We start from the raw sequence: 23,416 nt of genomic DNA on the forward strand, positions 1-23,416 counted from the left end.
ATCGGCTTAACGCAATTGCCGGGGTGTTGCGTTAAGCATTTTTTTCATCAATCGCCGCAAAGACGTGGCATCCCGGTATCCGACGCGTTCGGCAATGGTATCGACCGAGTATTTACTGTTTACCAGCAGCTCCCGGGCTTTATTGGCCTGGACACGCTGGATCAGCCGCAACGGGCTGTAGCCGGTAGCCTTGTGTATGTGTCGAGACAACGTTCGCTCTGACAAGCCAAAGTCGAATGCGAGTGTACTGACGTTGATGGTCGCCGGTAGTGAGGCTTCGATATGAGCCGTCAGCTTTGCGATCAATTCATTTCCCTGAGCCATCATTGCCGGAACCATGAAGGGCGATTGCAGCTGTCGGCCGTCTATCAGTAGCGTTCGTGCAACGGCATTTGCCAATGCCGGGGAGAAATGGCTGCGTAGAAGTTGCAGCATCAGATCGCTGTGACCTAACGCTGCGCCTGCGGTAAGCAACGGGGGATCGGAGATCACCATGCGGTCGGCATCTACCTGGCACTCCGACGCCCACTGCTGGAGCAAGGGTGCCATCCACCAGGAAGTGGTAACACAACGCCCAGCGAGCACGTTCGCAGCCTGCAACACGAATACCGCAGAACATGATGCAGCTACGTTACCACCAGCCCGCATATGCGCCCGTAATGCCGGCACCAGCAAAGCAATGTCCGGCTGTTGCAACCGTTGCTCAATCAAGGCGACGTCCGCTATGCCGATGCCTGGGATGATCCAGCATGAGCGGTCATCAGGGCTGGTAACCAGGGGCTGAACCAAAATGTGCATGCCTTGGCCGAGGGGAACGCGATCCGTATTCACCCCACAGACTTGCCAACGTGGGACAGCAGTGCCCAATCGCTCGGCGAGGATGGCCGCCGTCGAAAGGATATCCAGGGTCAGTGCGACACTGGAGGCAAAGGCGCCAGGAAGTACCACAATTGTAAAATCATTCATTGGCTGATTATGCACGAAAGATGTCGATTCGGTCGCTAGTTGCAGCGACTCCGTGCTGGCTCAATAACGACTCCATTTCATTGAGCGTTAACCTGTATGCCAAATATCCTGATCAAAGTGCCTCAAGGTTCCTTTACTTGCGAACAACGGGTACTGCTTAGCGAAGCGATTACGAAAGTGGCCGTCGAGGTCGAGCAAATCGGCAGCGATCCACGTCAACGGAGCCTGTGCTGGACGCTCATTGAAGAAGTGGCTTCCGGTTCCTGGACATGTGGTGGCGTGGATGTCAGCGCTCAAGCCATTCCTTGCATCATCCAGGTCAAAGTCCCCAGCGGTGTACTGAGCGAGGCCATGCGAGGCGACTATGTACAGCGTTTGCATCAAGCGGTAAGCCGGTCGAAAGAAGCGAACGACCAAAGAATCGTCATGACGTCGATCATCCTTGATGAAGTCAACGACGGCTTATGGGGAGCCAACGGAGCAATCTGGTATTTGGCCGATTTCACTCAGGCGGCCGGGTACCGACATCTGCAGGGGCTGACGGGGAAGTAAGGCAGCACAGCCAAAAGCGGTCACTCGTGAATGCTCCAAGACGCGAATCTAATCAGTGGCGAGTAAACCGGTCGCCACTGAACGGAATGGCTACTCCGTAATTTCAACCTTATCCAACACCCGATTCACCGATACTTTCCGGTAAAGGGCTTCCCCCATGATGCGCCGTTTAATCTTCCTTGAAGCGCTTACTGGGTAGGTTCGTACAGAGTTTCACAGTCCCCGGCCTTCCTGTTACCGGAGTTACAAGCCCGACTCCCCTTACGCCGCCTGCCGCCGCATCGTCAGAATGGCAGCACCGAAACCGATGAATGTCGACCCCACCACCCGGCTAACCCAGCGGGACAGCGCAGGCCGGGTCAGCACACCCTTGGCCCGCGAGGCGAGCGCGGCATAGAGGCTCAGGGACGACACCGACAATGCCATGAAGATCGAGGTCAGGATCAGAAATTGCGGCAGCAATGCCGTGCTCTGATCGATGAACTGCGGAAACAGCGCGGTGAAGAACATCGTCGCCTTGGGGTTGGTCACCGCCGTCAGGAAGGCCGATTTGTACAGTTTGGAGCGAGTCGGCCGGCTTTTCTTCAAGTTATCCTGAATCCCGTCCGGGAGCATCGGGCCCTTTTTGAACAATTGTCTGATGCCCAGGTAGAACAAATAACCGGCACCGATGAATTTCACCGCATTGAACAACCATTCGGAACTGGCGAGCAGCGCCCCCAGCCCCAGCATGGCAGCGGACGACAGGCAGAACAGGCCACTGGCGTTGCCGAGCGATGACCATATGGCGCTGCGCTGCCCATGGGCCAGGCTATTGTTGATCGCCATCAAGGTCGCAGGCCCTGGGCTGGCGATAGCAATCGCGGCGACCAAGGTAAAAGTCAGAATCGAGTGAGAATCCATTTTCAAAGCTCCTGGTGGTGAGGGCTGGCATATTACAGGAGCGAGCGGGACAACGAGTTAAGTGGTGCTCGGTTTCCCAGGCGGTAATTGGATTGAAAGCGTTCCTTGCCCACCGACAGCTATTGTGGATTCGGCGCCGACGCAAATCTCGCTTTGACGTCCCAGAAATAGAAAAACCATGAAGGCAGTGAACAGCGTGAACATCGCCAGCAGTTGCAACAGGGTGTTGAATCCTGCGGTATAGGCCAAGCGCAGCATCGTCAACGGGATTTGGCTGGCGTCGGTGTTCGCGTGCTTGATATCACCCATCACCAGGCGTTGCGCGATAGTTGAATAGTCAACAGCGGACAGTTTGACCGAGTCACTGATGCTCAGATGGTGTGCGACCAGAGCCGTCAGCACCGCAACAGTGATCGCCAGGGCGACACCCTCGCTGGCCACCCGCGTCGTGTTGAAAATACCGGCGGCCATCCCCGCCCGTTCCTTGGGGATCACGCTGATCGACAAGCCATCCATCAAACCCCAGGGCAGGCCTGTACCGATACCGCTCACCAGCATGGCCGCGATGATCTGCGCATGCGTGCCGACCGGGATCGTACTCAGCCAGTAGAGCCCGGCCGCAGCGATCACGAAGCCGATTGCGCAGAGTACGCCCGCCGACAACCAGCGAGTTAGCGACGCGGCAATGATCGGGACAATCAGCATCGGGGCAGAGAGTGCCAACATCATCAGCCCCGCTTCAAAGGCACTGGCCCCTTCTACGCCGATAAACCGAAACGGCAGCAATACGATCAAGACGATGTAGCAATAGCAGGTACCGATCGGCAGGATCTGTACACCGACAAAGCGCGGAAACAGAAATAGCCCCAGTTCCAGCATCGGATGTTTTGCCCGATTCTCAACAATGATAAACAGCAGCAAAAAGACCGCCGACGTTCCAAGCAGTGCATGGATGACCAGCGAGCCCCAGCCTTGCTCAGGTGCCAGGATCACCGCCGTGGTGAAGGTGATCAACAGGCCGGAAAACGTCAGCACGCCGGGCGTATCCAGACGCTGTGCTTGCGGGTCGACGGTGCTCTCATCCTGAGATAGCACGAGGGAAATCGAGCCCTGCCATTAAAGTGGGGCGGCAAGGTAGTGACGGGGAGCATTGAAGTCAATATGCCAGCAAAGGCCCCGTCAATCGCTCACTCAGCCGTCGGGGCCGGGGCTTTACTGCCCAAGCGGATCAGCTCATTGGAGAAACACAGCCCGACGATGATCAGTGCCGCCCCCGCGAACAGGCTTTCGCGCGGTACTTCATGGAGCACCACAAACGCCAGCAGCGCGGCGAACAGCGGCTCGGTCAGTTCCAGCGCCTGCACCTGGGATGGCTTGAGATATTCGATGGCCTTGGTGGTGCAAAAGAAGCCGAGGATGGTCGGCAGCGCGGCCAGCGCCAGCAGTGCGGCGATCGCCAATGGCGACAGCTCGCCGATCACGAAACCATCGGCCGCAGCCGGCATCAGCAGGTACAGGCTGCCAAAAAACAGCAATTGCCGGGTGAGGTGCAGCCCCCCGGACACGCCCATCTGCTTCATGGCAACCGAAAAGGCCCCATAACCGCAGCCGGCCATGGAGGCAAGCGCAGCGCCTTGCAGGGTAAAGCCCTGTTGCAGGTCGGCGCCAAAGATCACCGCGATCCCGGCGATGGCCAGTGCGGCGCCCACGGTCGCGTTCGCGGTGATGGCATCCTTGAGGAAAATGCGCCCCAGGATGATCGAGGAAATCGAGGCACTGGCCATCAGCACCACCACTACACCTGCCGCAGCGTAATGCCGATAGGCGGACGTTTCGAAGTGAAACAGCACGAAGATGCCAAGGAAGGCGCAGATTGCCGCCTGAGTCCATTTGGCCGTAGACGCCGGGCGCTTGAGGAAAAGCAACAGGATCGAAAGTAGCAGGCAACCCAGCAGGGTCTTGATGACGGCCACACTGCTGGCAGTGAAGCCATTACTCATGAGTACTTTGCTAAGCACACCGATCGTCGCGTTCAGTGCCGCGGCGGAGAGTGCAAACATGACGCCTTTGCTGAAACTGGATTGCATTGATGACGGTCCCTGTCGTTGCTTTGTCGTTAGATAGAATGCCAGCCCACATCGACGGCGCCAAGTTCGAGGATACAAAAATCCCGCCAAACCCGGCATCGATTGTGTGACTCGTCCTGAACAAGGGGCAAGCCCAGGCACTTACAGTGGCAAGGTATTGCAGTGCTTGATCTCCTTGAGCGAAAACCCGGTGTACATTTCCTTGATATTGCCGAGCGTACGTATGCGATGCATGGCGAGCTCATGGAATGCCTCCATGTCTTTGACGACTACCTGCAAGAGGTAGTCGTATTTCCCCGACACTTTGTGACAGGCAATAATGTTGGGCAGCRCCAGAACGCCCGCTTCGAAATGCTCCATGGCGTCCTCGGAGTGGCTATCGAGGGTGACGCTGATGAAAGCAAAAAGTCCCAGCCCCATGCTCTTTGGGTTCAAGTGCGCGTGATACCCGACAATCACCTCCTCTTCCAGGCGCTTCAGGCGCTTCCAGCAGGCTGGCGCTGACAGGCAGACACGAGTGGCGATCTCGGCGTTCGTCAGGCGACCATTCATTTGCAGAATTTCCAGAATTGAACGATCAACCTTATCCATTTCCGCCATGTGTTCTCTCCCTTTAACAATGAGTACGCGGTAGGGCGATTGGCCCCATCCCGCAGGTCCTTGATCAAGCATCCATTTCCAGAAACGACAAATATTAGAAAGGAAATTACATAAAGAACACATTTTTGATAATTAACGTCTGAAAATAATTAAATACAGATCCGTTTCGAAAGCTAATTTTCGAGGCGCTGAAATACAATTTCTTGTCATTTCCGACACCCAAGCCACTGGCTCTGACAATAAAAACAAGTAACAACGGAGGCAATATTGAGCATTTTCAGAACAAAAGACCTGGACGCAATGATTGCTGCTGCCCGAGCTCCTGCCGGGTTGAAAAAAGTGCTGGGGCCGATGGATCTGGTCCTGATTGGTATCGGTGCAATCGTGGGGACGGGCATCTTTGTATTGACCGGAACCGGCGCATTGACTGCGGGACCGGCCCTCATGGTTTCATTCCTGTTAGCGGCGTTGGCCTGTGCATTTGCAGCGCTCTGTTATGCCGAGTTCGCCTCATCTGTACCGGTAGCAGGCTCGATTTACACCTACAGCTACGCGACGCTGGGAGAGTTGGTGGCCTGGATGATCGGCTGGGATCTGATGCTCGAATACGGACTGGCCAGTTCGGCTGTGTCTGTTGGGTGGTCGGGTTACTTCCAGTCCTTGCTGAGCGGATTTGGGCTGAGTCTTCCGGTTGTGCTTACGGCGGCTCCAGGCTCTTTGCCCGGTGTGGAAACCTGGTTCAACCTGCCCGCGCTGGTGATTATGCTGGCAATTACCTGGATGCTTTCCATGGGCATCAAGGAATCCGCGCGCGTAAACAACGTGATGGTGATCATCAAGATCGCCGTGGTGCTGCTCTTCATCGCCGTTGGTGTGCGACATGTTCAGCCGGCTAACTGGCAACCTTTCGCGCCCTTCGGTGGCCAAGGCATTTTGAGTGCTTCGGCCTTGGTTTTTTTTGCTTTTATTGGTTTCGATGCGGTTTCCTCTGCCRCCGAAGAAGTGAAAAACCCGGCGCGTGACCTCCCCATCGGCATTATCGGTTCCTTGGCCGTTTGTGCAGTGTTGTACGTTGCCGTTTCAATGATCATGACCGGCATCGTGCCCTATGCCCAATTCCTTGGCGTTGATCATCCGGTCTCATTGGCGTTGCAACATGCCGGTGAAAGCTGGGTCGCCGGGTTCGTTGATTTAGGCGCAATCATTGGCATGACGACTGTCATTCTGGTTATGGCGTACGGTCAAACCAGGATCATCTACGCGATGTCGCGCGACGGACTGCTTCCCCAGCGCCTTTCCAGGGTTCATCCACGATTCGGCACACCATTTTTCGCCACCTGGATGGTCGGAATAGTCTTCGGGCTGATCTCGGCACTGATTCCGCTGAACGTCCTCGCCGAGCTGATCAATATCGGTACGTTGGCCGCATTCAGTCTGATCTCGGTGGCAGTGATCGTATTACGCAAGACCCGACCCGATCTCCCTCGCGCATTCAGATGCCCGGGCGTGCCCGTTGTTCCGTTGCTCGCCATCGCGTTCTGCGTAACCTTGATGACCTTCCTCAAGCAGACGACCTGGCTGGTATTCGGGGCGTGGTTGGCAATTGGCCTGGTGATCTACTTCGCCTATGCGAGGCGCCGCTCGTTGTTGCATTGATCCGGCATTTCGTCAGGTCTCTCTGGAGTGTCGATCAACCTCCAATAGTTTTCAGGTGCGAAACTGCATTCCAGTTGCGCACCTGATTGCATGCGCCTGTCAATCCTCACCTCATTCATCCTGCTTTTTATCGTATGCGTCCGGCAGAGTCATCTATCGAAGCCTTTTTGAACCCGAATGCCAACTATTTCAGCAGAGCTGGCCATTTTCAAGGTACCTACTCCCGCTCCTTACGGTTCGGATATTCAGTACCTCACCGTCACATGGGATGAGCAATCGCTTAGCGACTTCCGCGCGCTCTGCCGCCATTGCCGCCATTTAATCGGGGCTAACGGCTTTGTCGCCCCCAAGGGAGAAGTCAGCGGGCCTTGCCCTTCGCTATGCAATATGAGTTGACGAACGCTGCAGTGTGCTGCAAAGACTGGCGTATATCCGGTTTGGCTATTCCATGCCTGTTGGCAAATTGCTCGACCGCCGCTGTATCAAAACGAGTGGTCTGGATAAAGTCCAAGGCTTCGGGTTTTGTATTCAAAAAACGCGCGACGGGAGGAATACTCAGTAGCAACTTCAGCAATCGCAGCGAAATGTAATGCTTGGGAGACTTTAAGCCAACGGGTTTTGCCACCTGTACCAGGAGTTCTCGCAAGTTGGGAGTTTGGTCATCAAGCGCCAGCAGTTCCTGACCCACCATGGCAGGATCAAAAGCACAAACCGCCACCAGTTCAACCAGGTAATCCACGGTAACCAGTGGTAGCCAGTGCTTGGCGGTACCGGGCACTGCAGTCAGCTTTCCCTGTACAAGGTTGCGTATCAGCTCCACCAGCGGCTGACCGTCAAGGATATGCCCCGTGCGGCTGTGGCCACAAACCGTCGCGGGATGGACAACGGTAATCTCCCCGCCCTTCGCGGACATGACCTCCAGGGTCGCAAAATGCGCCTCCAGCTTGCTCCCCTCGTAACCACCGACATGCCGGTAGACGGCAGGCCAATTCGTCAGCTGCGGATAACGAGGATCAATCCCGATGCGTTGCAGATGTTCATGATTTTTCAGCATGTAGCCGCCGATCATCACTAACCGGCTTTTTTGCTCAGCCGCCAACAGCGCCACGCGCTTTGCCCCTTCTACATTCACCGCACGAGAATGCTCCACTGAAAGCCCCCAAGCGAAGTGGGCGCCCAGGTGGAATATGACTCTGGCGTGCCTTAGCACTTCTCGGTCAGCAAGACTCAGCCCGAGGTTGTCCCGTTCCAGATCGCCAGCTACGGCAAATACCCGGGTTGCGTTCCCTCCCAAATTGTCGATTTGCTCCCGCAGTGCAGCTAGTCGCTCTGGGCGACGCATCAACACCCGAATGGTGTGACCTTTTGCACTCAGGTGCGCCACCAAATGTTGACCGATGAAACCGGTACCCCCCGTAACAAAACACTCCACGCTCATTTCCCTGCTCCTTGGTAAGGTGAGAAATCAAGCGTAAACTATCGACCCAACTCTATAGTCAAGCGGTGTTTTTATGAAAATCGGTGAACTCGAGGCCCGCAGCGGCGCCAGCCGCCATACGCTGCGTTACTACGAGCAAATCGGCCTGATCTCACCGCTGCGGCGAACTAACAACTATCGCGTTTACACAGCGCAAACTCTGCAGGATCTGGACTTTATCCAGCGCGCGCAAAGCATGGGGTTTTCCCTGGGGGAAATACGCGAGATTCTGGATGCGCAGCGCAACAAGCTGATCGATTGCGCTGACGGCGCCAAGCTAATTGAAAAGAAGATGGCAGAAATCAAACAGAAAATCGCCAACTTCCAAAGCATTTATCGGTATCTGGATGAAGAGCGTGCAAGCCTCGAAGCCAGTGCTGCCAAGCAACTTGAGCTTCAGCAGTTGAACAACTCTTCCAACTGAACTGTCAGCATCCGGGAAACGGAAGCTGCAGCCTGCTTCCAGCTTCAAGCCCCCCCTACGCATTTTCTAAAACCTTCTGGCCAGGCCCTGGACAGTAAGCGTCCGCCCAACAGAACTTGCGTGGTTAAACGGGCGCCCATCCATGGGGCAGCAACTCGGTAATCTCACTGGCCCGCTGCGTCGGCAGTCGCGTGAGCACGTCCTTTAAATACGCATACGGATCACGGCCGTTAAGCCGTGCCGACTGGATCAAGGCCAATGGCTTTCACCCAGCCTTTGACGATACGAGCGTATTTCCGATTCACCTTTGATGTTGTGTGCCCCACATTTTGCTGAAACATCAACAGCGCCAAGGCCCCATGACAAGAGGAGTCAACCTTCGAACTGATCGCTCGCTGTTTCCCTGGATCGACAGGAACGGCTCAATGAATTCTCACCGACCAACATCGCGCCTTCATGAACATTCGTCCGCCGACAGCTTGCGAAAACACCCGGGGCAGGCAGACATCCCGGGGGTCAATCGACTCGGTCCTTACTTTTCCCACTCGGCCTTGGGAATCATCAAGCCGTGGTTACCGTTATAAGCGGCGCGCTCAGGCTGTTTCCAACCCTGCAGCAGCGAATCGTCGAGACGGTAGATTTCCACGCCGAGAGGACGGCAAACCTTCAGCGGATCCTCCGCGTCGGGGCCCCACATCGGCAATGACAGGTCACCGCCCGGACAGGTGGACAGCGCGCAGAGCAGGTCGATTTCCGCGAAGAACTCCAGGTAGTCGCCCTGCTTCGCCGGGCACGCCTTCATGAAGTACATGTCGTCGTGATTGAGGCCAGTGCACTGGAAAATGTTCAACACATCGTGCACGTCGAACTCGGTCAGGCCGTGCGGCAACACCGCGCGGGTCAGGTTGGAGTGGCAATGGTGATGGAAATCCTCGCCGGTGAGCATCTTGTTCACGTAAGGATCGCAGCGGGTGCCGAGCAGGTCGTGCAAACGGCCGCCATGTTCGTCGATGCCGTAGCCGGCCAGGCTGTCGTCGGTGATGGTGACCATCGGCCGCAGGAACGGCAGGTTCGACCACAAGCGGTCGTAGGTGGTGACGTGCGCGCCTTGCAACTGACGGGTGCGGGCCGCCCACATGCGTTCGCGGGGATCGTTGGCGCTCCACACGTTGAAGTCGCCGACCTGCGGCCCCACAGGCGTGGTCACGCGAAACACATGCCCCGCCGGCACCTTCCAGGCGCGGCCGGTGCGAATCGGCACTTCGAATTGCTCGACCAGCGTGCGGCCGTCCTTGCTTTCGCGCACGCGGTCATAGAACGCTTTGTCTACCTGCAATGCGGCGCCCTTGCTGACTTGGTAGGCCGCTGGATAATCCTTGTACATGATGGATCCTCTCTTCAGTGTTTTGGTCGGCCGCTCAGAATATCCAGCAGCACGAGTTCGGAGTCGTTGAGATAGCTGCTCATGGCTTCCTCGGCTTCCTTCTTGCGGCCGTCGCCCAGCAGATCGTGAATATGCCGGTCGCGTTCAAGCCAGGGTTTCTGGAACGATTCCTCGCTGGGGGCGTTGGAAAACACCAGGCGCGTCTGGGCCGCCACGTGGGTGAAGAATTCGTCGAACAGCGGGCTGCGCATCAGGCCGACGATGTGTTGGTGAAAACGCAGGCTGTGGGTACCGAAGGCTTGCCAGTTCTCGCGATCCTGGGCCAGTTGCGCCGCCTCGATGGCATCGAACATCAGATCGGACTGGTACTCGCGTAACGGCTTGCTCGCGGCGATCGCCTGCAATTCGAGCGTGCGGCGGACCTTGAAGATGTCGCGCACATCGTCGATACCCATTCGGCGCACCATCACGCCTTTGTTGCGCACATAGCTGGTCAGGCCTTCGCGACCCAACTGGTGCAGCGCCTCGCGTACGGTGTTGCGCGAGGCGTTGTAGGCGTTGACCAGCTCGCTTTCCACCAGTGGCATACCTGGCAACAGGCGCCCGCCAATGATGTCTTCGCGCAGCTCGATGGCGACCTGGTCCGGCAGCGACAGGCTTTTTTCCTTGGGTTGACTCACCGTAGCACTCCCTCCGCTCACGCGAGGTTGCGCGTGGTTTTCTTGTCCATCAGACCTTTTTGCATGTTCGTATCCTCGGTAGGTGGAAGCAGTAAGGGCGATCATGATTGTTCAACAATCACTTGGTTACCTATATGCGCATACCGTGCCAATCGTTGAATTTAAGGCCTGCTTGAAAGCTTTTTGTCTGGAGAACGCCTTTTATGGACAGGCGGGTACGCCAACACCGTGCGATTCGTTACCGAACGCTACGTTGCAGAGCAAAAAACAGTTTTTACGCAGCTGAAATTCCGGGTTATTACCGAACGCGCACGATTCCCGCATAGCTCGTAAGCTGCAATGGATTGATCGTCATTGTGGAGGGGCAGCTTCACTATTTGGTGACCCTGCGCTGCGTAGTGGCTCGGTAAATCGCACGCTCATCTCGATGGATTCCTGTACCCAATCGAACGGCAGCCAATGACTTCAATTCTGGATTGGCGGCGCCCAGGCAGGCGTCGATTTCACGGCTCTCCGGACATTTTCAGACAGAAAGGGACCTAGGGGGCGTTCTCAATTACATCGATCTCTTTTTCGAGGTAATGAGGGTCGACGTCAGCGTTTATAGGCAATGGTGCGATCGAGGTGCATTTTGAAGCCAGGCTTTTGCCTCATTAAGAGCCCCAGTGTTTGTCTGCATGGTGTGTAGCGTTAGGCTGCTTCACCACGCCCTGAGGAAGTCAGTCAACCTTGATCAAGATTCTTGAGCAGCCGTTAACCGGGCAGCTTACCCAACTTACCGGAGTCGGAACTCAGATCCGGCTGTTGCCCAGACCAGGCGGCAGGCGATTTCATTTTCAGGAACCAAGATGTGCCCCCCCCTTCCCACCACCGCGCCAATGACAGTCCGAGCTCAAATGCATTGAGACTCTGCAGCGCCCCGACGAGCTTGGCAGTGTTCATATCCACACAGAAATAACGCGCAGGTGAACTTCTGCATCGAATCTGATTTTCGGCTATTTGGCCGACCTCAAATTTGAGATGCAGTACTTCTCGAATCTTACGCATGGATAACCGCTCCACGACGACCTCTCTGCTTCGATAAAAGAGGTCGATGGTAGTGAATTAATCCTGCGTCGCTGCCTGCCTTTCGGGTGGCCGGATGGCCGTGGAATCCGCACAGAACGCTTACGCCAAAGGTTTTGATTCGTCATTTGTTGCACTTTCCGGGACCTTGGAGGAAACGGCGGCAACGGCCAAAGAATTCGATGTGCGCTATGAAAAAATCCCCAGCGGGTCAACATACACACTGTCTCATACCACTACGAGCTACGTGTATGACTACGGCGGTACGCTGCGCCCTGGATTGTCGCCATCGCTTTCGGCACAAGAGTGCGCACAAGATTTGCTGAACCTCATGGAAATATGCGAATGAGCTCAACGTTCGATCAAAATCAAATGGACAACAAAACGATGAGCAAGCACCGTCGAGAATAGAACCTTGGCCTAGGCTCGGTTCACGCTAAATCGTTGCCGATACTCACCGGGCGTTAGCCCTGTAACCCTGACAAAAATTTTGCGGAACGCGCCAGGGTCGCTGTAACCAACTTCCCACGCAATAGCCTCGATCGGCAATGTACTGAATTGCAGCATCTCACGGGCACGGCCAACTCGCAGCCTCTGGCAATAATCGATGGCGGTGAAGCCTGTGGCCTTGCGAAAGCGTCGCAGGAAAGTTCTTTCTTCCAGGCCCGAGCGCAGAACCAGCGACGCAAGGGCCGTATCTTTCGCACCTGTCGCCTGTAGCCAATGCTGGACTTTCAGAACCGGGGCGTCGCCATGAGTAAGGTTTGGAGAAAAAGCACTGTAGTAGCGCTGCTCTCGGCCGGGCGGATCTACAAGCAAATAATGTGCGGTTTCCGCCATGATGACCGGCCCTAGAAAACGGTCGACCAACTTCAAACCGAGATCAATCCACGCCATCAGGCCCCCTGCGCTGATGATATCGCCGTCATCAATGACAAGCCGATCGATATCAAGATGCGCGTCGGGAAACCTTTGCCGAAACAAGTCGGCATGGTCCCAGTGCGTGGTGACCGATCGCCCCGCCAGCAGACCGGTTTCAGCCAACAGGAAAGCCCCTCCGCAGACAGAACACAACGTTGTGCCCGCGCGATGATGGCCGAGGAGCCAGTCAACAAACGGTGCAGCTTCCTGCGACGAGACTTGCGTACCCAAGCGAGGTGGCATCAATAGCACCGTAGGAGACCCGCCGGCCTCCCTCGCCTTCTCCCCGACTCTGACAGGTGCGCCACTGTGGCCCTCAACCTGCCATTGGCTGACCTGCAGGAAAACGCCCGCCTCTTTGTAGTGCTGCGCCGCAAAGCGATCCGCAACCGCGAATAGATCAATCAAACCATGCACGGCCGCAAGCTGTACGCCAGGGAAAATGACGATGCCGATTTCAATTGGGAGAGGTCTGGTCATGTGTCGGTATTTACCCTGTTTATGTCGATATCGCCACGAGACACTATCATGCCTGCGAATCATCATGTCAAAAGCTTCACCACCAAACGAAAGGGGTAGGAGATGACAAACGAAGTAGCAACAGTCGCAACTCCAGAGTGGCGAATTGCAGGTGAATGGCTGGACGTCTGTTCGTGCAACTCACCGTGCCCATGCACATTCGCTCAGCCTCCCACAGGCAATCATTGCGAAGTGCTGTGGGCGTACCGAATCAATGAGGGTCACTACGGCCCGACGCCCATGGCAGGCCTGAAGGTGGTCCTGCTCGCAAACTTCACCGGCAACCTTTGGGACGGCGCTTGGCTGGATGCAGGCGTATTCCTCGATGCTGCCGCCGACGATGCACAGCGAGCGGCCTTGGCGGCAATTTTCACCGGCCAGGCCGGCGGCTGGATGACACAGTTCGTACCAACGCACGTGCGTGAGCTCAGGGGTGTCGAGTTTGCGAAGATTTCAGTCGACATCGAGAGCACGCTCGAACACTGGCGGGTGACCGTCGACGACAAGGTCGAAGCGAGTGGCCAGGCCATGAAGGGGCCGACCTCCGATCCGACCAAGCTGCTGCAGAGCTTCAATCCACCCGGCAGTGAAGTCGGTCCCACCGACGCGCCCGTGACCTGGGGCAAGAGCGTTGCAGGCCGTTGGAAGGCCTTTGGATTCGATCAAAATATCCCGGCCGGCCAAGCGAGTAAGCACATCCCCTTCGACTGGCACGGACCGGACGCACCATGATGAAATCGGTCCTCTGCGCTTCACGATCCGCAGCTTCTGCGCTCGGGCGGGGTCAAGCGGGCCTGGGCTGGACGATAGTTATCGTTGCGCTCAGCCTCGCCGCCTGGTTCGAAATGCTGGTGGTCATGGGTGACATGGATGAGGGGCCAGGAACCCCGCTACACGGCTTACCCGCCTACCTTATTGGTTGGGTCGTCATGTTGACAGCAATGATGCTGCCGTCAGAACTCAACTACATTGCGGCGTTTGCCGCCATGCTGAAGTCCCGTGGAGGAAAATCGCTCGCACGAACGCGGCGCATGGCTTGCTTCATCGCGGGCTACGCAGTCGCCTGGATCGGCTACGGACTTGCAGCCTATCTGCTGGATTATGCGATTCGTGCCCTCAGCCTCGAGTTTCTTGCGTGGAACCGCGCTGGTCCCTATTGGGCTGGCGCCGTTTTGATTATCGCAGGAATCTTCCAGGTCTCGGCCTTGAAAAATGTTTGCCTTACGGGATGCCGTTCGCCGCTGTCCTTTTTCGCTCAATATTGGCGAGGGGGCGATTTCGGGGCTGTTCTGATGGGCGCGCGACACGGCATGGTCTGTGTGGGCTGCTGCTGGGCGATGATGGCGGTGATGTTCGCTGTCGGCGTCATGAGTCCTGCCTGGATGGCGTTGCTGACCCTGTTGATGTTCGCTGAAAAGGTACTGCCCAGTGGGCATAAGCTCGCGATTCCAATCGCCGTGTTCCTCGGCGCCATGGGGATCTGGATGGCGCTGTCACCCGATACAGTACCGTTTCTGAAAAACCCCATGACAGCCACCGTGAACATTTCGCATATACACATACACTGACTAACGGAGCGATTTCGTTTTCCGTAATGAGGACTGCGGCATTTTTATGCCGCCGCCCCCAGTCTTTTGCCGATCGCCTCGGCCTACGCCATCTCGCCATTTGGCGAGAAGCGTTGTGCGTACTCCTTCGGGCTCACGCCAATCCGCCGCACGAAGGCTTTTCTCAGGACATCCACGCTGTGGTAGCCACTGCGCCGTGCAACCTCTTCCATAGACCGACCACCCAGTTCTATCGAGCGACAGGCAGCTTCAATTCGGACATCCTCGACATACTTCGCCGGCGTTGTCTGCAACTCTCGCTGGAACAAGCGGATTAACGTCCTGACGCTGGTGGAGAGCTTGTCCGCGAGTATTTCGACTGTCAGATCTGAATGCAGGTGTTCCGCAATCCACAGACACAACTCATCCAGGCTGGAGCCGGGAACATGCTGTGATTGCAGGGCGACACTGAACTGCGCCTGCCCGCCGGGACGCCGCAGGAAGAGGACAAGATTTTTCGCGATCTCCATAGCCACTTCATCGCCCAAATCTTCGCTGACCAACGCGAGCGCAAGATCGATACCGGCGGAGATACCAGCTGACGTGTACACGTTGCCGTCCTTGACCCAGATGGGATTGGGATCGACCTGCACCCTGGGGTAGCTTTCGGCCAGGCTTCGCGCCATACGCCAATGAGTCGTCGCCCTGCGACCATCCAGAAGTCCTGTCTCAGCCAGAGCAAACGCCCCGACACAGATCGAACACACCCGCCGAACACTCGCGGACTTCGTTCTTATCCAATCGATAGCGGACTCGTCCACCTGCTCCCGAGCTTTCCAGCCCGAAGTCACGATCAACGTATCGATTGCTTTGTCGTCACCACGTTCTTGTTCAAGCGTCTTGTGTGCCATCAACGCGATGCCCGTGCTGCTCTCCAGGTGCTCGTTGGCGCCTGCACAGACCAACTCGAGTAGATAGGGAGCAACGTCACCACGGTGCAATCGGTTCGCGAAGGCAAACACCTCCGCAGGGCCGATCACGTCTAGCGAGTCCACAGGAGGCAATCCCAGAATCACGACACGTTTTGGTCTCAAACTCATAAGCGGATGGCTTGGTTTCGTCGTTTTGCTCACATCAATCTCCGCGCAGACAAGATGCGCATATTGGCACAAATCATCTGCCAATAGTCAATTTAGCCAGCCGGAAATACTTAAACTGAACCTCAAGCCACCCACTCTGAGGAAAGCAAACATGAGCACCCCTGTCATCATTGGCGGCTTCAGCGCTCCCGACTCTGAACTTGCCCAAAAGGCTTCTTCGCTCGTCGAGCGCGTCCACACTAAACCGCTCCTGCACCATGTGCATCGTACCTGGTGGTTTGCCGAATTCCTTGGTCAGCAGCGTGGCCTGAAGTATGACCGCGAGGCCGTCTATCTCGCGGCGCTGTTGCACGACCTGGGACTGACGAACGAGTTTTCCGCCGAACAGCGCTTTGAAGTCGATGGCGCTGACGCTGCCAGCCGCTTTCTACTAGCGAACGGCTATTCGGAGTCGAAAACCGAGCTCGTCTGGGACGCGATTGCACTTCACTCCAGCGCCGGTATCGCTGACCGCAAGCAGCCAGAAATCGCCCTCATCTACCTGGGCGCTCACGTCGACGTTATGGGCTTGAACATAGAGGAAATTACACCTTCGCTGATCGAGGATGCGCTCGCGCTCTATCCCCGCATCGGAATGAAGGCTGCGTTCACTGAGGCGGTAGCAGAAGTAGCCAGGAAAAAACCTTTTACTGCCATTGGCACCGGGCTCGCTGACGTCGGACGTCGCCACATACATGGTTTCGACTGCCCGAATGTGTGCGACCTGATTGATAACGCGCCCTTCGACAGCTGACATTCGGTGTTGCGCACGGGAATTTACTTTATCCAGATACCAGAATGGAATTTTCGCTGGCAAGGACGGAATTATTGGCGAGGTCACCGGGAAGTCGCCTCAGTCAGTCAGTGACTTCGTACGTGCCAACAAGCAAACGTTTGAGTGTTGAAGTTTTTTGGCGCGTGCGTTGGGTGTTTGTTGTCTTCGCATGCGCCATTTTTAATTCATCGATCAACGAGGGGCGGATGTCGTGCGACTGGCCGGCTAAATTTGCTTCTCGCTCAGCTGCCGCAGTGAATGACGCACGCGCGAATACCTGCGCCCGGCCGCCCTCCATCGAAACTTGTTCAATCACAATTCTCTGAAAGGAAAACTGCAATGAAACTCAGCGGTAATACGATATTTATTACTGGAGCGACATCTGGCATTGGACGCGGGCTTGCCGAGGCCTTTCACAACAAAGGGAACAAAGTGATTATCGGCGGTCGCCGCAAGGCACTGCTGGATGAAATCACCCAGGCCAATCCGGGTATGGACTCGGTCGAAATCGACGTAAGTAACGCGGCGCAGATTACTCGCGTGGCGCAACTCCTGACGCAAAAATATCCAGAACTGAACGTCATCATCAACAACGCAGGCATCATGCCGTTCGACGACGTGACCGGCCCACTCGATGACGCGCAAGCCATCGATCTGATCGACACCAACCTGATGGCGCCGGTGCGCATCAGCGGCGCTTTTATCGAACACCTGAAGCAACAGCCGCAAGCGTTCATCATCAACAATAGCTCGACGGCCGCGTTTATTCCGATGGCGATGTTCGCGCTTTATTCCGCGACCAAGGCCGCTATCCACTCTTACTCGTTGTCCCAGCGTTTCGCATTGCGTGACACCAGCGTGCGTATCCTTGAAATTGCGCCGCCCTGGGTCGATACGGATCTGGTTTACAAGAGCGGTGACGCGCGCGCCATGCAACTGGAACCTTTCATTGAGCAAACCATGGCGCTACTTGAGACCGCGACGACCGAGGTCGTTGTTGAAGCAGGCCAGGCACTACGCAATAGCGCAGGACCGGGGGAGCACGATGTAGTGAACTACCTCAACCAAATGTTAATCGACAACCCACTTCCGGCGCCTTGACCGCAATCCAGCAGGCCACCAAGCCATCGGTGGCCGCTCACTATGTTGATACAAAAGCAGGGTAATTACATGAGCTACAGGCTAGACAGAATCAAAGAGATTCTTAGCGCAGAAGCAAAGGCCATCAGTAGTGTAAAAATAGACGATAGCTATGATAAGGCGATTGAATTCATCAAAGCGTGTCCGGGAAAACTCGTCATGACCGGCATTGGAAAGGCAGGTTTTATTGCAAAAAAGTTCGCGGCAACGCTTTGCTCAACAGGAACGCCTGCCGTCTATATTCACCCCGCAGAAGCTGCTCATGGTGATCTCGGCATTGTCGAGAAAAACGATTTGATTTTTGCTTTTTCTACCAGTGGTAAAACTCAAGAAGTCATTGAGCTCATTAAATTCAGCCGTCATCTCACTACTGGAAAAGTCATCGCAATCACCTCTCACCCGGAAAGCGAGCTCAGGAACAACGCTGATCTGGTTCTCGATATGGGCGTCATAGAGGAACCCTGTTCTTTGGGTTTGACTCCRAGCGCCAGCATTGCGGTCATGAGCGCAATCAGTGACGCCATCGCCCTGACGCTAATGGAGGAGAACGGAATTACTCGCCACGATTATGGTGTACGTCATCATGGTGGTTACCTCGGGCACAAGGCCAGGCTAGCTAATGACACTGAATAGCACAGCTGACCAGAGGCAAACGACGTTGCAAATTTCTGAACTGATTAATTCATTTTGCCGCTATCGGATGAATTCAGTGCTCGAGCGCTGGCTTCGACTGTGATCGTTTCCTTCTTTCCATTAACACCCTCCACAGTCAGTGTCAGTGGTACTTTGTCTCCCTCTTTCACCTGGGCGTACACGCCGATGAGCATCACGTGGTAACTGTCAGGGTCAAAGACGACAGTTTTTCCAACCGGTAGCGCAACCGATTCAACAGGGTCCATGCGCATCACTTCATTCTGCATGGTCGAGTGGTGCATCTGCACTGTCCTGGCAACCGGGGATTGCACGCTCACCAGTTTGCTGTCGGTGCTTGAGGTGATCTTCAAGAACGCCCCGGTTGATTGCTGCCCTGGCACAGTTGCTCTAACCCAAGCGTCGTCGATCCTGGTCTGTGCGCTGGCTYGCCAAGCCATCCCCAATAGAGAAAACAGTATTGCTGCCTGTGCAAGAGGCTTGATAACGACGGTTTTACGGGATCGAAAATTCATTAACTTGCCTTCATGACAGTGAGAAGATCTTCCACACATTCCTGTTCCGTGCGCGACTGGCTAAATCCAAGCCGCAAGACGCCCTTGGCGTCGTACACGTAACTCATGGCGGTGTGGGACAGGGTGTACGTCGAACCGATAGGGTTTTTTTCATAAAAGACACCAAACTCTTCAGCAGTGGCGGCCGTCTCTTCAAGATTTCCGTACAGCGCCTCAAACGTTGGATCAAAAGCCTTCACGTAAGCATCCAGCACGGCAGGCGTGTCACGCTCAGGATCGAGCGTAATGAAAATGACCTTGAGTCGATCGCCATCAGGCCCCAAGAGTTTTTTGATCTTTACGGCTCTCGCCAGTGCAGTAGGGCAAGCCGCCGGACACTGGGTGAAGCCAAAAAAGATCATCGGCACCCTACCCTGGTAGCTCGCTAGCGTTTTTTGATTGCCTTGAGGGTCTTTCAAGGTGAATGAGCGTCCGCGCGCCTGACCACTCAAGTCCCATCCGTATTTAAAYGTGCCTGCGACGCTGTCGAAGCTTGCGAGCATGCCCAAACTGAGCACGCCGATGCCTGCAATCAACTCTCGGCGAGTCAAGAGTGTGCTCATGTGTCGAGACCTGTAATGAATAAGTTATTCGCGCTGACTTTCATTGCCTGGACTCCTCGAAATGCGTAGTGACGAAACAGAAAAATTCACAAGTTGGATGTCTGGAGGTTGGAGTGAGCCAAGTCCCCCAGCCATCTCGGGGCTTTCAAAAATTGCTCAATGGGCTACCTGGACCGTGGCGGCGGCTTTCTTTTCTTGCTGTCTGATCGTCAGAATGGCAAGGCCGGCGATCAGGCAAAGTGCTCCGCCAGTGAAGAAGGCTGGCAAGTAACTGAGCAAGGTCACTCGCGACCAGCCAGCTCCGAAAGCCGCGACGGCTGCACCAATTTGATGTCCGGCGAAAATCCAGCCAAACACAAGTCCGGCGCGTTCTGCACCGAAGCGGGAGGCGGCGAGTCGCACTGTAGGCGGAACCGTCGCGATCCAATCAAGACCGTAAAAAACAGCGAACAATGAGAGACCGTAGATCGAGAAGTCAGTGAAAGGCAGCACGATCAGCGACAGTCCGCGAAGGCTGTAATACCAGAACAACAAACGACGATTGTCGAAACGGTCAGACAGCCAGCCTGACGCAACCGTACCGACAAGATCGAATACGCCCATGGCCGCGAGCAGGCCCGCTGCTTTCACCTGCGAGATACCAAAATCACCGCACATCGGGATTAAGTGAACTTGTACCAGGCCGTTGGTTGTTGCGCCGCAGATGAAGAATGTACCGAATAGAATCCAGAACACCTTCGTCTTCGCCGCGTCACGCAGGGCAGTGAATGAGGCCGCCAGAATCGACGCGCTGGTTGTGGTGGGTACGGTAATCGGACCTGAACTGGTATCGCCGTACGGCCGCAACCCCATATCACTTGGTCGATCACGCATTACGAGCAGCACCGCCAGCGCTGCAATCACCAGCAAGAGGCACATCAAACCGAGCGCCCAGCGCCATCCGGAATGATCGGTGATGCTTGCGAGAATTGGCATAAAGATCAACTGCCCGGTCGCGGTGCTGGCGGTGAGAACGCCGACGACCAGACCCCGGCGAGCACTGAACCAGCGCGACGCGACGGTGGCACTGAGGGTCAACGCGGTCATCCCTGCGCCGACGCCAACCGCGACACCCCACAGGACCACCAGTTGCCAGACCTTTGTCATACCGAGTGAAAGCACCAGGCTGACCACTATCACAGTCAGCGCGGTGAGGGTGACATTGCGTAGGCCATACCTGTTCATCAGCGCGGCGGCGAACGGCGCGGTCACCCCGAATAGCACGAAACGGATCGACAGGGCCGAGGAAATTTCCACGGTGTTCCAGCCGAACTCCATCTGCATTGGCACGATGAAGACACCAGGTGCGCCTACCGATGCGGCGCTGACCAGGGCGGTTAGGAAAGTGACCGCAATCATGGCCCAGCCGTAGTGAATGTTACGTCGGGCGAGAACTGTCGAGAGCCATCCGGAAATCATAAGTGCTCCTATTGCTGGCGGAATGTGGCGCTCGTCGCCACTTACGGTTTCGAAGAGAAAGGCAATGAGAATTACCGAGTGATCAACTACGTCACAGGGGCTTCGTAGTCCGCCGGCAGGACCAGCTAAGGGTCAGTCTATGGATTTCTGGCTGTAGAAAATGACTGTTTCTGGATGATTCGTGCCAACTTCAGTCGCGCGTTCGCGTACGGTGTTTCACTCGCCGCTGTAAGGAGATCCGATAAACCGCGTGGAATGGCGTTCGACCAACCGAATCCAAGGGGTAGAAATGCTTTTGCACCTCGGATCGGCAGAGAAGGCGCGCAGATCGATCACCGCGGCTGCATCTCCTAATCCAGTTTTGCGCAGAAAGAACGCCGCATGGCCAGGCGCAATAACGTCAGTTACGAAGTAGAAGTAGCGATCGAATACTTTGTCGCGCCCCGGCCCTGGCTGTGCGGGCGCCAGCCGACCCGGAGCCCACGCGTCAGCGAACTGTATGATCGCGTTGGCTTGGTTGATGACTCGCACTGTTGTCGACGTAGAGTCGACCAAGGTAGGAACCTTTCCGGCCGGGTTCAGCGCCAGGTACGCCGGGGCGCGATGCTCAAGTGCTCGCAGATTCAGCAGACGTGCCGTGTATGGCACGCCTGCTTCTTCCAGCGCGATTGCAGCTGCCGGTTTGGGCTCCGTACAGTTCTATAACTGTGTTCATCGTGCGTTCCGTCGCGCGCGATCTGGTCAGGCACGCACAACCTCAAGACGCGGGGTTGGGGAGACAGCGGTGCCATTGGGTTGTCCAGTGTTGAACAGCCCAAGCAACCAGCCCTTAGAGCTCTTTAAGCACCAGGCAAGAAAGGTCGTATAGCGGTGGCGGAAATATCTGGCGGTGTCAGTCGGCGATTCGTCGTTGAGCCGCCTATGTAGCGCTCGGCGATCTTCCAGCCGTTATCGGTCTCGCGAAGTCGATCAAGCATCGGAGAATACATCCAGATCATCGGTAGGTAATCGCTCTCAGTCAGCTCGCCGTCGCTCATTTTCGGAGCATCTTCCGGAACCGCATAGCGCACAAGAAGGTTGTGATATCGGACTGCAACGAGCCCGTTTTCTTCTTCATCAACAATGTGGCCCAAGCCGCAACGACTGACTCCTGGAACCAGATAGGGATAGATTTCGGTGAGGAAATGGCGGATGTTGGGTCCACCGCTAACTTCACCCTTGAAATGTATGACCTTTGCGTCGGCCGTAAAGGAACTGATCATTTCCTCAAGATCCCACGTCTCGAAGAGCCAGTTGACTCGGTTGACGAAATCTACTGCACTCGCTCGCTTATCAGGATCAATTCGGCGCGCGGCAACTACCTTCGGAAAGAAACGCATCGTTACCTCCTGAACAAATAGTTAGCACTGCCACTAACGCTCCAGGCTCAGGGCTTCAATTAAGTCCTGCACGTCGGCCTTCACATACATTTTCGTTCTCCGCGTCTATCTACGAGCTCACGGATGCCTGACTCGCCTAGGCATGCGGGGGGCAGCGAGATTCAGTCTATGCTGTTCGGACGGAGCACAAGTGACAGATCCAAGACTATTTCTGCCACAAATGCTCACTCTATGCCCGGACGCACGGGGCCTCCTCCAATGAAAAAGTTGACGAAACCAGCCGCTCCGCGCGCAGACGTGAGGCAGAAGCGGATTGTCATATTGGGTTTGCCACCGGTGGACGCGCTCGACGTGATCGGCCCAGCGGAAGTAATCGCGTGGGCGAATCAACTGGACGGCGCTAGCCTTGCCCCGTACGTGCTCGAACTAGTCAGCTCTGCTGCTGATGTGCACCTCGAGAGCGAAACAGGTATTGGGTTCAGAGGGCATCGCACACTCGAGCAAGAGCGTCGTGCGAACAAACCCATCGACACCTTGATCGTGACAATGGGCTCCAAGTCGTTCGAACAGGTCGACCAGGAAGCCATAGAGTGGCTTCGAACGCGCTCGAAGACTGTGCGGCGCGTGTGCTCTATATGTGTTGGGGCGTTCGCCCTGGCTGCCGCGGGCCTTCTGGACGGCCGCAGGGCAACGACTCATTGGAGCGTGGCACGACGTTTGGCGGAGCGCTACCCCAAGGTACAGGTCGACCCGTCTCCCATCTGGGTGAAAGACGGCAATGTCTATACGTCAGCTGGCATATCGTCCGGAATCGACCTCGCGCTATCGCTGGTAAGTGAAGATCTTGGAAATGACTTCGCCATGGAGATAGCGAAGAATTTGGTTTTGTACTTACGTCGTCCAGGCGGACAGGCGCAGTTCAGCTTCGCACTTCAGTCACAGCAGGCGCACAATTCAAGTCTGAGCGACTTATGCC

Annotated in this window: 24 protein-coding genes and 4 pseudogenes; 10 read left to right on the plus strand and 18 right to left on the minus strand. The window is 55.9% G+C overall.

The features are described 5' to 3' along the window. Positions 1–6 precede the first annotated feature (6 nt). Positions 7–966: a GlxA family transcriptional regulator gene (locus AC1DU9_RS20435; protein ID WP_223458947.1), complete on the minus strand. Its 960-nt coding sequence runs from the start codon at positions 964–966 to the stop codon at positions 7–9. Positions 967–1,062: 96 nt separating this feature from the next. Here AC1DU9_RS20435 and AC1DU9_RS20440 point away from each other — a divergent pair, with 96 nt between their 5' ends. Further along, a complete protein-coding gene (locus AC1DU9_RS20440; RefSeq protein ID WP_223458945.1) occupies positions 1,063–1,518 on the plus strand; it encodes a tautomerase family protein in 456 nt (151 codons plus the stop codon). A 261-nt stretch (positions 1,519–1,779) separates the two neighbouring features. Here the strand turns inward: AC1DU9_RS20440 and AC1DU9_RS20445 are convergent, their stop codons facing one another. From AC1DU9_RS20445 to AC1DU9_RS20460, 4 genes and pseudogenes are all read right to left on the minus strand, one after another. Continuing rightward, positions 1,780–2,421 (minus strand): LysE family translocator, encoded by a 642-nt coding sequence (locus tag AC1DU9_RS20445; protein ID WP_223458943.1) that lies wholly within the window; start codon positions 2,419–2,421, stop codon positions 1,780–1,782. A gap of 57 nt (positions 2,422–2,478) precedes the next feature. Continuing rightward, positions 2,479–3,489, minus strand: a pseudogene (locus AC1DU9_RS20450) (MFS transporter); the annotation flags it as partial. A 119-nt stretch (positions 3,490–3,608) separates the two neighbouring features. After that, entirely contained in the window at positions 3,609–4,508 is a 900-nt protein-coding gene (locus AC1DU9_RS20455) for a DMT family transporter (RefSeq protein ID WP_223458941.1), read from the minus strand. Positions 4,509–4,649: 141 nt separating this feature from the next. After that, positions 4,650–5,180 carry an Lrp/AsnC family transcriptional regulator gene (locus AC1DU9_RS20460; RefSeq protein WP_477810707.1) on the minus strand — a complete coding sequence of 177 codons (531 nt, stop codon included), beginning with the start codon at positions 5,178–5,180 and terminating at the stop codon, positions 4,650–4,652. A gap of 195 nt (positions 5,181–5,375) precedes the next feature. On the opposite strand from AC1DU9_RS20460, the gene AC1DU9_RS20465 reads away from it, so the two are divergent. Continuing rightward, complete coding sequence (locus AC1DU9_RS20465) at positions 5,376–6,764, plus strand: amino acid permease (RefSeq protein WP_477810708.1); 1,389 nt, start codon at positions 5,376–5,378, stop codon at positions 6,762–6,764. Positions 6,765–7,122: 358 nt separating this feature from the next. Here the strand turns inward: AC1DU9_RS20465 and AC1DU9_RS20470 are convergent, their stop codons facing one another. Then, positions 7,123–8,202, minus strand: coding sequence for an SDR family oxidoreductase (locus AC1DU9_RS20470; RefSeq protein WP_477810709.1), 1,080 nt, complete (start codon positions 8,200–8,202; stop codon positions 7,123–7,125). A gap of 73 nt (positions 8,203–8,275) precedes the next feature. Between AC1DU9_RS20470 and AC1DU9_RS20475 the strand changes: the two genes are divergently transcribed. Next, positions 8,276–8,665, plus strand: coding sequence for a MerR family transcriptional regulator (locus AC1DU9_RS20475; RefSeq protein WP_223458935.1), 390 nt, complete (start codon positions 8,276–8,278; stop codon positions 8,663–8,665). Positions 8,666–8,789: 124 nt separating this feature from the next. On the opposite strand, the pseudogene AC1DU9_RS20480 reads toward AC1DU9_RS20475, so the two are convergent. The 4 genes and pseudogenes from AC1DU9_RS20480 to AC1DU9_RS20495 form a co-directional block, all read right to left on the minus strand. Continuing rightward, positions 8,790–8,924 (minus strand): annotated as a pseudogene (locus AC1DU9_RS20480) (transposase domain-containing protein); the annotation flags it as partial. Positions 8,925–9,197: 273 nt separating this feature from the next. Continuing rightward, positions 9,198–10,049, minus strand: coding sequence for an urea carboxylase-associated family protein (locus AC1DU9_RS20485; protein ID WP_223458933.1), 852 nt, complete (start codon positions 10,047–10,049; stop codon positions 9,198–9,200). A 14-nt stretch (positions 10,050–10,063) separates the two neighbouring features. Further along, the gene (locus AC1DU9_RS20490) at positions 10,064–10,729 is read right to left on the minus strand and encodes a GntR family transcriptional regulator (protein WP_223458931.1); all 666 of its coding nucleotides are present in this window, start codon (positions 10,727–10,729) and stop codon (positions 10,064–10,066) included. A gap of 753 nt (positions 10,730–11,482) precedes the next feature. Beyond that, positions 11,483–11,776 carry a hypothetical protein gene (locus tag AC1DU9_RS20495; RefSeq protein ID WP_223458929.1) on the minus strand — a complete coding sequence of 98 codons (294 nt, stop codon included), beginning with the start codon at positions 11,774–11,776 and terminating at the stop codon, positions 11,483–11,485. Positions 11,777–11,891: 115 nt separating this feature from the next. On the opposite strand from AC1DU9_RS20495, the pseudogene AC1DU9_RS20500 reads away from it, so the two are divergent. Continuing rightward, positions 11,892–12,143, plus strand: a pseudogene (locus tag AC1DU9_RS20500) (SCO family protein); the annotation flags it as partial. A gap of 71 nt (positions 12,144–12,214) precedes the next feature. Here the strand turns inward: AC1DU9_RS20500 and AC1DU9_RS20505 are convergent. Continuing rightward, a complete protein-coding gene (locus AC1DU9_RS20505; RefSeq protein WP_223458926.1) occupies positions 12,215–13,195 on the minus strand; it encodes a GlxA family transcriptional regulator in 981 nt (326 codons plus the stop codon). A 102-nt stretch (positions 13,196–13,297) separates the two neighbouring features. On the opposite strand from AC1DU9_RS20505, the gene AC1DU9_RS20510 reads away from it, so the two are divergent. Together AC1DU9_RS20510 and AC1DU9_RS20515 are read left to right on the plus strand one after the other, a co-directional pair. Beyond that, positions 13,298–13,966: a DUF1326 domain-containing protein gene (locus tag AC1DU9_RS20510; protein WP_223458924.1), complete on the plus strand. Its 669-nt coding sequence runs from the start codon at positions 13,298–13,300 to the stop codon at positions 13,964–13,966. Then, complete coding sequence (locus AC1DU9_RS20515; protein WP_223458922.1) at positions 13,963–14,802, plus strand: DUF2182 domain-containing protein; 840 nt, start codon at positions 13,963–13,965, stop codon at positions 14,800–14,802. The genes AC1DU9_RS20510 and AC1DU9_RS20515 overlap by 4 nt, the downstream gene beginning before the upstream one ends. 83 nt (positions 14,803–14,885) lie before the next feature. Here AC1DU9_RS20515 and AC1DU9_RS20520 read toward each other — a convergent pair whose 3' ends face one another. Further along, positions 14,886–15,914 (minus strand): GlxA family transcriptional regulator, encoded by a 1,029-nt coding sequence (locus tag AC1DU9_RS20520; protein WP_411740701.1) that lies wholly within the window; start codon positions 15,912–15,914, stop codon positions 14,886–14,888. A 118-nt stretch (positions 15,915–16,032) separates the two neighbouring features. On the opposite strand from AC1DU9_RS20520, the gene AC1DU9_RS20525 reads away from it, so the two are divergent. Continuing rightward, the gene (locus AC1DU9_RS20525) at positions 16,033–16,674 is read left to right on the plus strand and encodes an HD domain-containing protein (protein ID WP_223458919.1); all 642 of its coding nucleotides are present in this window, start codon (positions 16,033–16,035) and stop codon (positions 16,672–16,674) included. Between the two features lie 103 nt (positions 16,675–16,777). Here AC1DU9_RS20525 and AC1DU9_RS20530 read toward each other — a convergent pair whose 3' ends face one another. After that, positions 16,778–17,035 carry a hypothetical protein gene (locus tag AC1DU9_RS20530; RefSeq protein WP_223458917.1) on the minus strand — a complete coding sequence of 86 codons (258 nt, stop codon included), beginning with the start codon at positions 17,033–17,035 and terminating at the stop codon, positions 16,778–16,780. Here AC1DU9_RS20530 and AC1DU9_RS20535 point away from each other — a divergent pair. Both AC1DU9_RS20535 and AC1DU9_RS20540 read left to right on the plus strand, forming a co-directional pair. Next, positions 17,035–17,796, plus strand: a complete 762-nt coding sequence (locus AC1DU9_RS20535; RefSeq protein ID WP_223458915.1) for an SDR family oxidoreductase — start codon at positions 17,035–17,037, stop codon at positions 17,794–17,796. The genes AC1DU9_RS20530 and AC1DU9_RS20535 overlap by 1 nt on opposite strands. Positions 17,797–17,865: 69 nt before the next feature. Next, the gene (locus AC1DU9_RS20540) at positions 17,866–18,468 is read left to right on the plus strand and encodes a KpsF/GutQ family sugar-phosphate isomerase (protein ID WP_223458913.1); all 603 of its coding nucleotides are present in this window, start codon (positions 17,866–17,868) and stop codon (positions 18,466–18,468) included. Positions 18,469–18,512: 44 nt separating this feature from the next. Here AC1DU9_RS20540 and AC1DU9_RS20545 read toward each other — a convergent pair whose 3' ends face one another. The 5 genes and pseudogenes from AC1DU9_RS20545 to AC1DU9_RS20565 all read right to left on the minus strand — a co-directional run bounded on the left by AC1DU9_RS20545 (position 18,513) and on the right by AC1DU9_RS20565 (position 22,440). Next, positions 18,513–19,001, minus strand: a complete 489-nt coding sequence (locus AC1DU9_RS20545) for a copper chaperone PCu(A)C (RefSeq protein ID WP_477810710.1) — start codon at positions 18,999–19,001, stop codon at positions 18,513–18,515. Next, positions 19,001–19,603: an SCO family protein gene (locus AC1DU9_RS20550; RefSeq protein WP_223458908.1), complete on the minus strand. Its 603-nt coding sequence runs from the start codon at positions 19,601–19,603 to the stop codon at positions 19,001–19,003. Before AC1DU9_RS20550 ends, AC1DU9_RS20545 begins: the two co-directional genes overlap by 1 nt. 156 nt (positions 19,604–19,759) lie before the next feature. Continuing rightward, positions 19,760–21,061: an MFS transporter gene (locus AC1DU9_RS20555; RefSeq protein WP_477810711.1), complete on the minus strand. Its 1,302-nt coding sequence runs from the start codon at positions 21,059–21,061 to the stop codon at positions 19,760–19,762. A gap of 321 nt (positions 21,062–21,382) precedes the next feature. Further along, positions 21,383–21,776, minus strand: a pseudogene (locus tag AC1DU9_RS20560) (glutathione S-transferase family protein); the annotation flags it as partial. Positions 21,777–21,900: 124 nt separating this feature from the next. Next, the gene (locus AC1DU9_RS20565; RefSeq protein ID WP_223458904.1) at positions 21,901–22,440 is read right to left on the minus strand and encodes a nuclear transport factor 2 family protein; all 540 of its coding nucleotides are present in this window, start codon (positions 22,438–22,440) and stop codon (positions 21,901–21,903) included. A 258-nt stretch (positions 22,441–22,698) separates the two neighbouring features. On the opposite strand from AC1DU9_RS20565, the gene AC1DU9_RS20570 reads away from it, so the two are divergent. Continuing rightward, on the plus strand, positions 22,699–23,416 hold a 718-nt coding region (locus AC1DU9_RS20570), incomplete at its 3' end, for a GlxA family transcriptional regulator (RefSeq protein WP_477810712.1).

Source organism: Pseudomonas sp. P4_C1 (assembly GCF_056402155.1).

Excerpts from the sequence above, each read along its gene's own strand:
- AC1DU9_RS20435 (WP_223458947.1), bottom strand. The coding sequence starts at position 966 with ATGAATGATTTTACAATTGTGGTACTTCCTGGCGCCTTTGCCTCCAGT.
- AC1DU9_RS20440 (WP_223458945.1), top strand. The coding sequence starts at position 1,063 with ATGCCAAATATCCTGATCAAAGTGCCTCAAGGTTCCTTTACTTGCGAA.
- AC1DU9_RS20445 (WP_223458943.1), bottom strand. The coding sequence starts at position 2,421 with ATGGATTCTCACTCGATTCTGACTTTTACCTTGGTCGCCGCGATTGCT.
- AC1DU9_RS20455 (WP_223458941.1), bottom strand. The coding sequence starts at position 4,508 with ATGCAATCCAGTTTCAGCAAAGGCGTCATGTTTGCACTCTCCGCCGCG.
- AC1DU9_RS20470 (WP_477810709.1), bottom strand. The coding sequence starts at position 8,202 with ATGAGCGTGGAGTGTTTTGTTACGGGGGGTACCGGTTTCATCGGTCAA.
- AC1DU9_RS20475 (WP_223458935.1), top strand. The coding sequence starts at position 8,276 with ATGAAAATCGGTGAACTCGAGGCCCGCAGCGGCGCCAGCCGCCATACG.
- AC1DU9_RS20485 (WP_223458933.1), bottom strand. The coding sequence starts at position 10,049 with ATGTACAAGGATTATCCAGCGGCCTACCAAGTCAGCAAGGGCGCCGCA.
- AC1DU9_RS20495 (WP_223458929.1), bottom strand. The coding sequence starts at position 11,776 with ATGCGTAAGATTCGAGAAGTACTGCATCTCAAATTTGAGGTCGGCCAA.
- AC1DU9_RS20505 (WP_223458926.1), bottom strand. The coding sequence starts at position 13,195 with ATGACCAGACCTCTCCCAATTGAAATCGGCATCGTCATTTTCCCTGGC.
- AC1DU9_RS20510 (WP_223458924.1), top strand. The coding sequence starts at position 13,298 with ATGACAAACGAAGTAGCAACAGTCGCAACTCCAGAGTGGCGAATTGCA.
- AC1DU9_RS20515 (WP_223458922.1), top strand. The coding sequence starts at position 13,963 with ATGATGAAATCGGTCCTCTGCGCTTCACGATCCGCAGCTTCTGCGCTC.
- AC1DU9_RS20525 (WP_223458919.1), top strand. The coding sequence starts at position 16,033 with ATGAGCACCCCTGTCATCATTGGCGGCTTCAGCGCTCCCGACTCTGAA.
- AC1DU9_RS20535 (WP_223458915.1), top strand. The coding sequence starts at position 17,035 with ATGAAACTCAGCGGTAATACGATATTTATTACTGGAGCGACATCTGGC.
- AC1DU9_RS20555 (WP_477810711.1), bottom strand. The coding sequence starts at position 21,061 with ATGATTTCCGGATGGCTCTCGACAGTTCTCGCCCGACGTAACATTCAC.
- AC1DU9_RS20565 (WP_223458904.1), bottom strand. The coding sequence starts at position 22,440 with ATGCGTTTCTTTCCGAAGGTAGTTGCCGCGCGCCGAATTGATCCTGAT.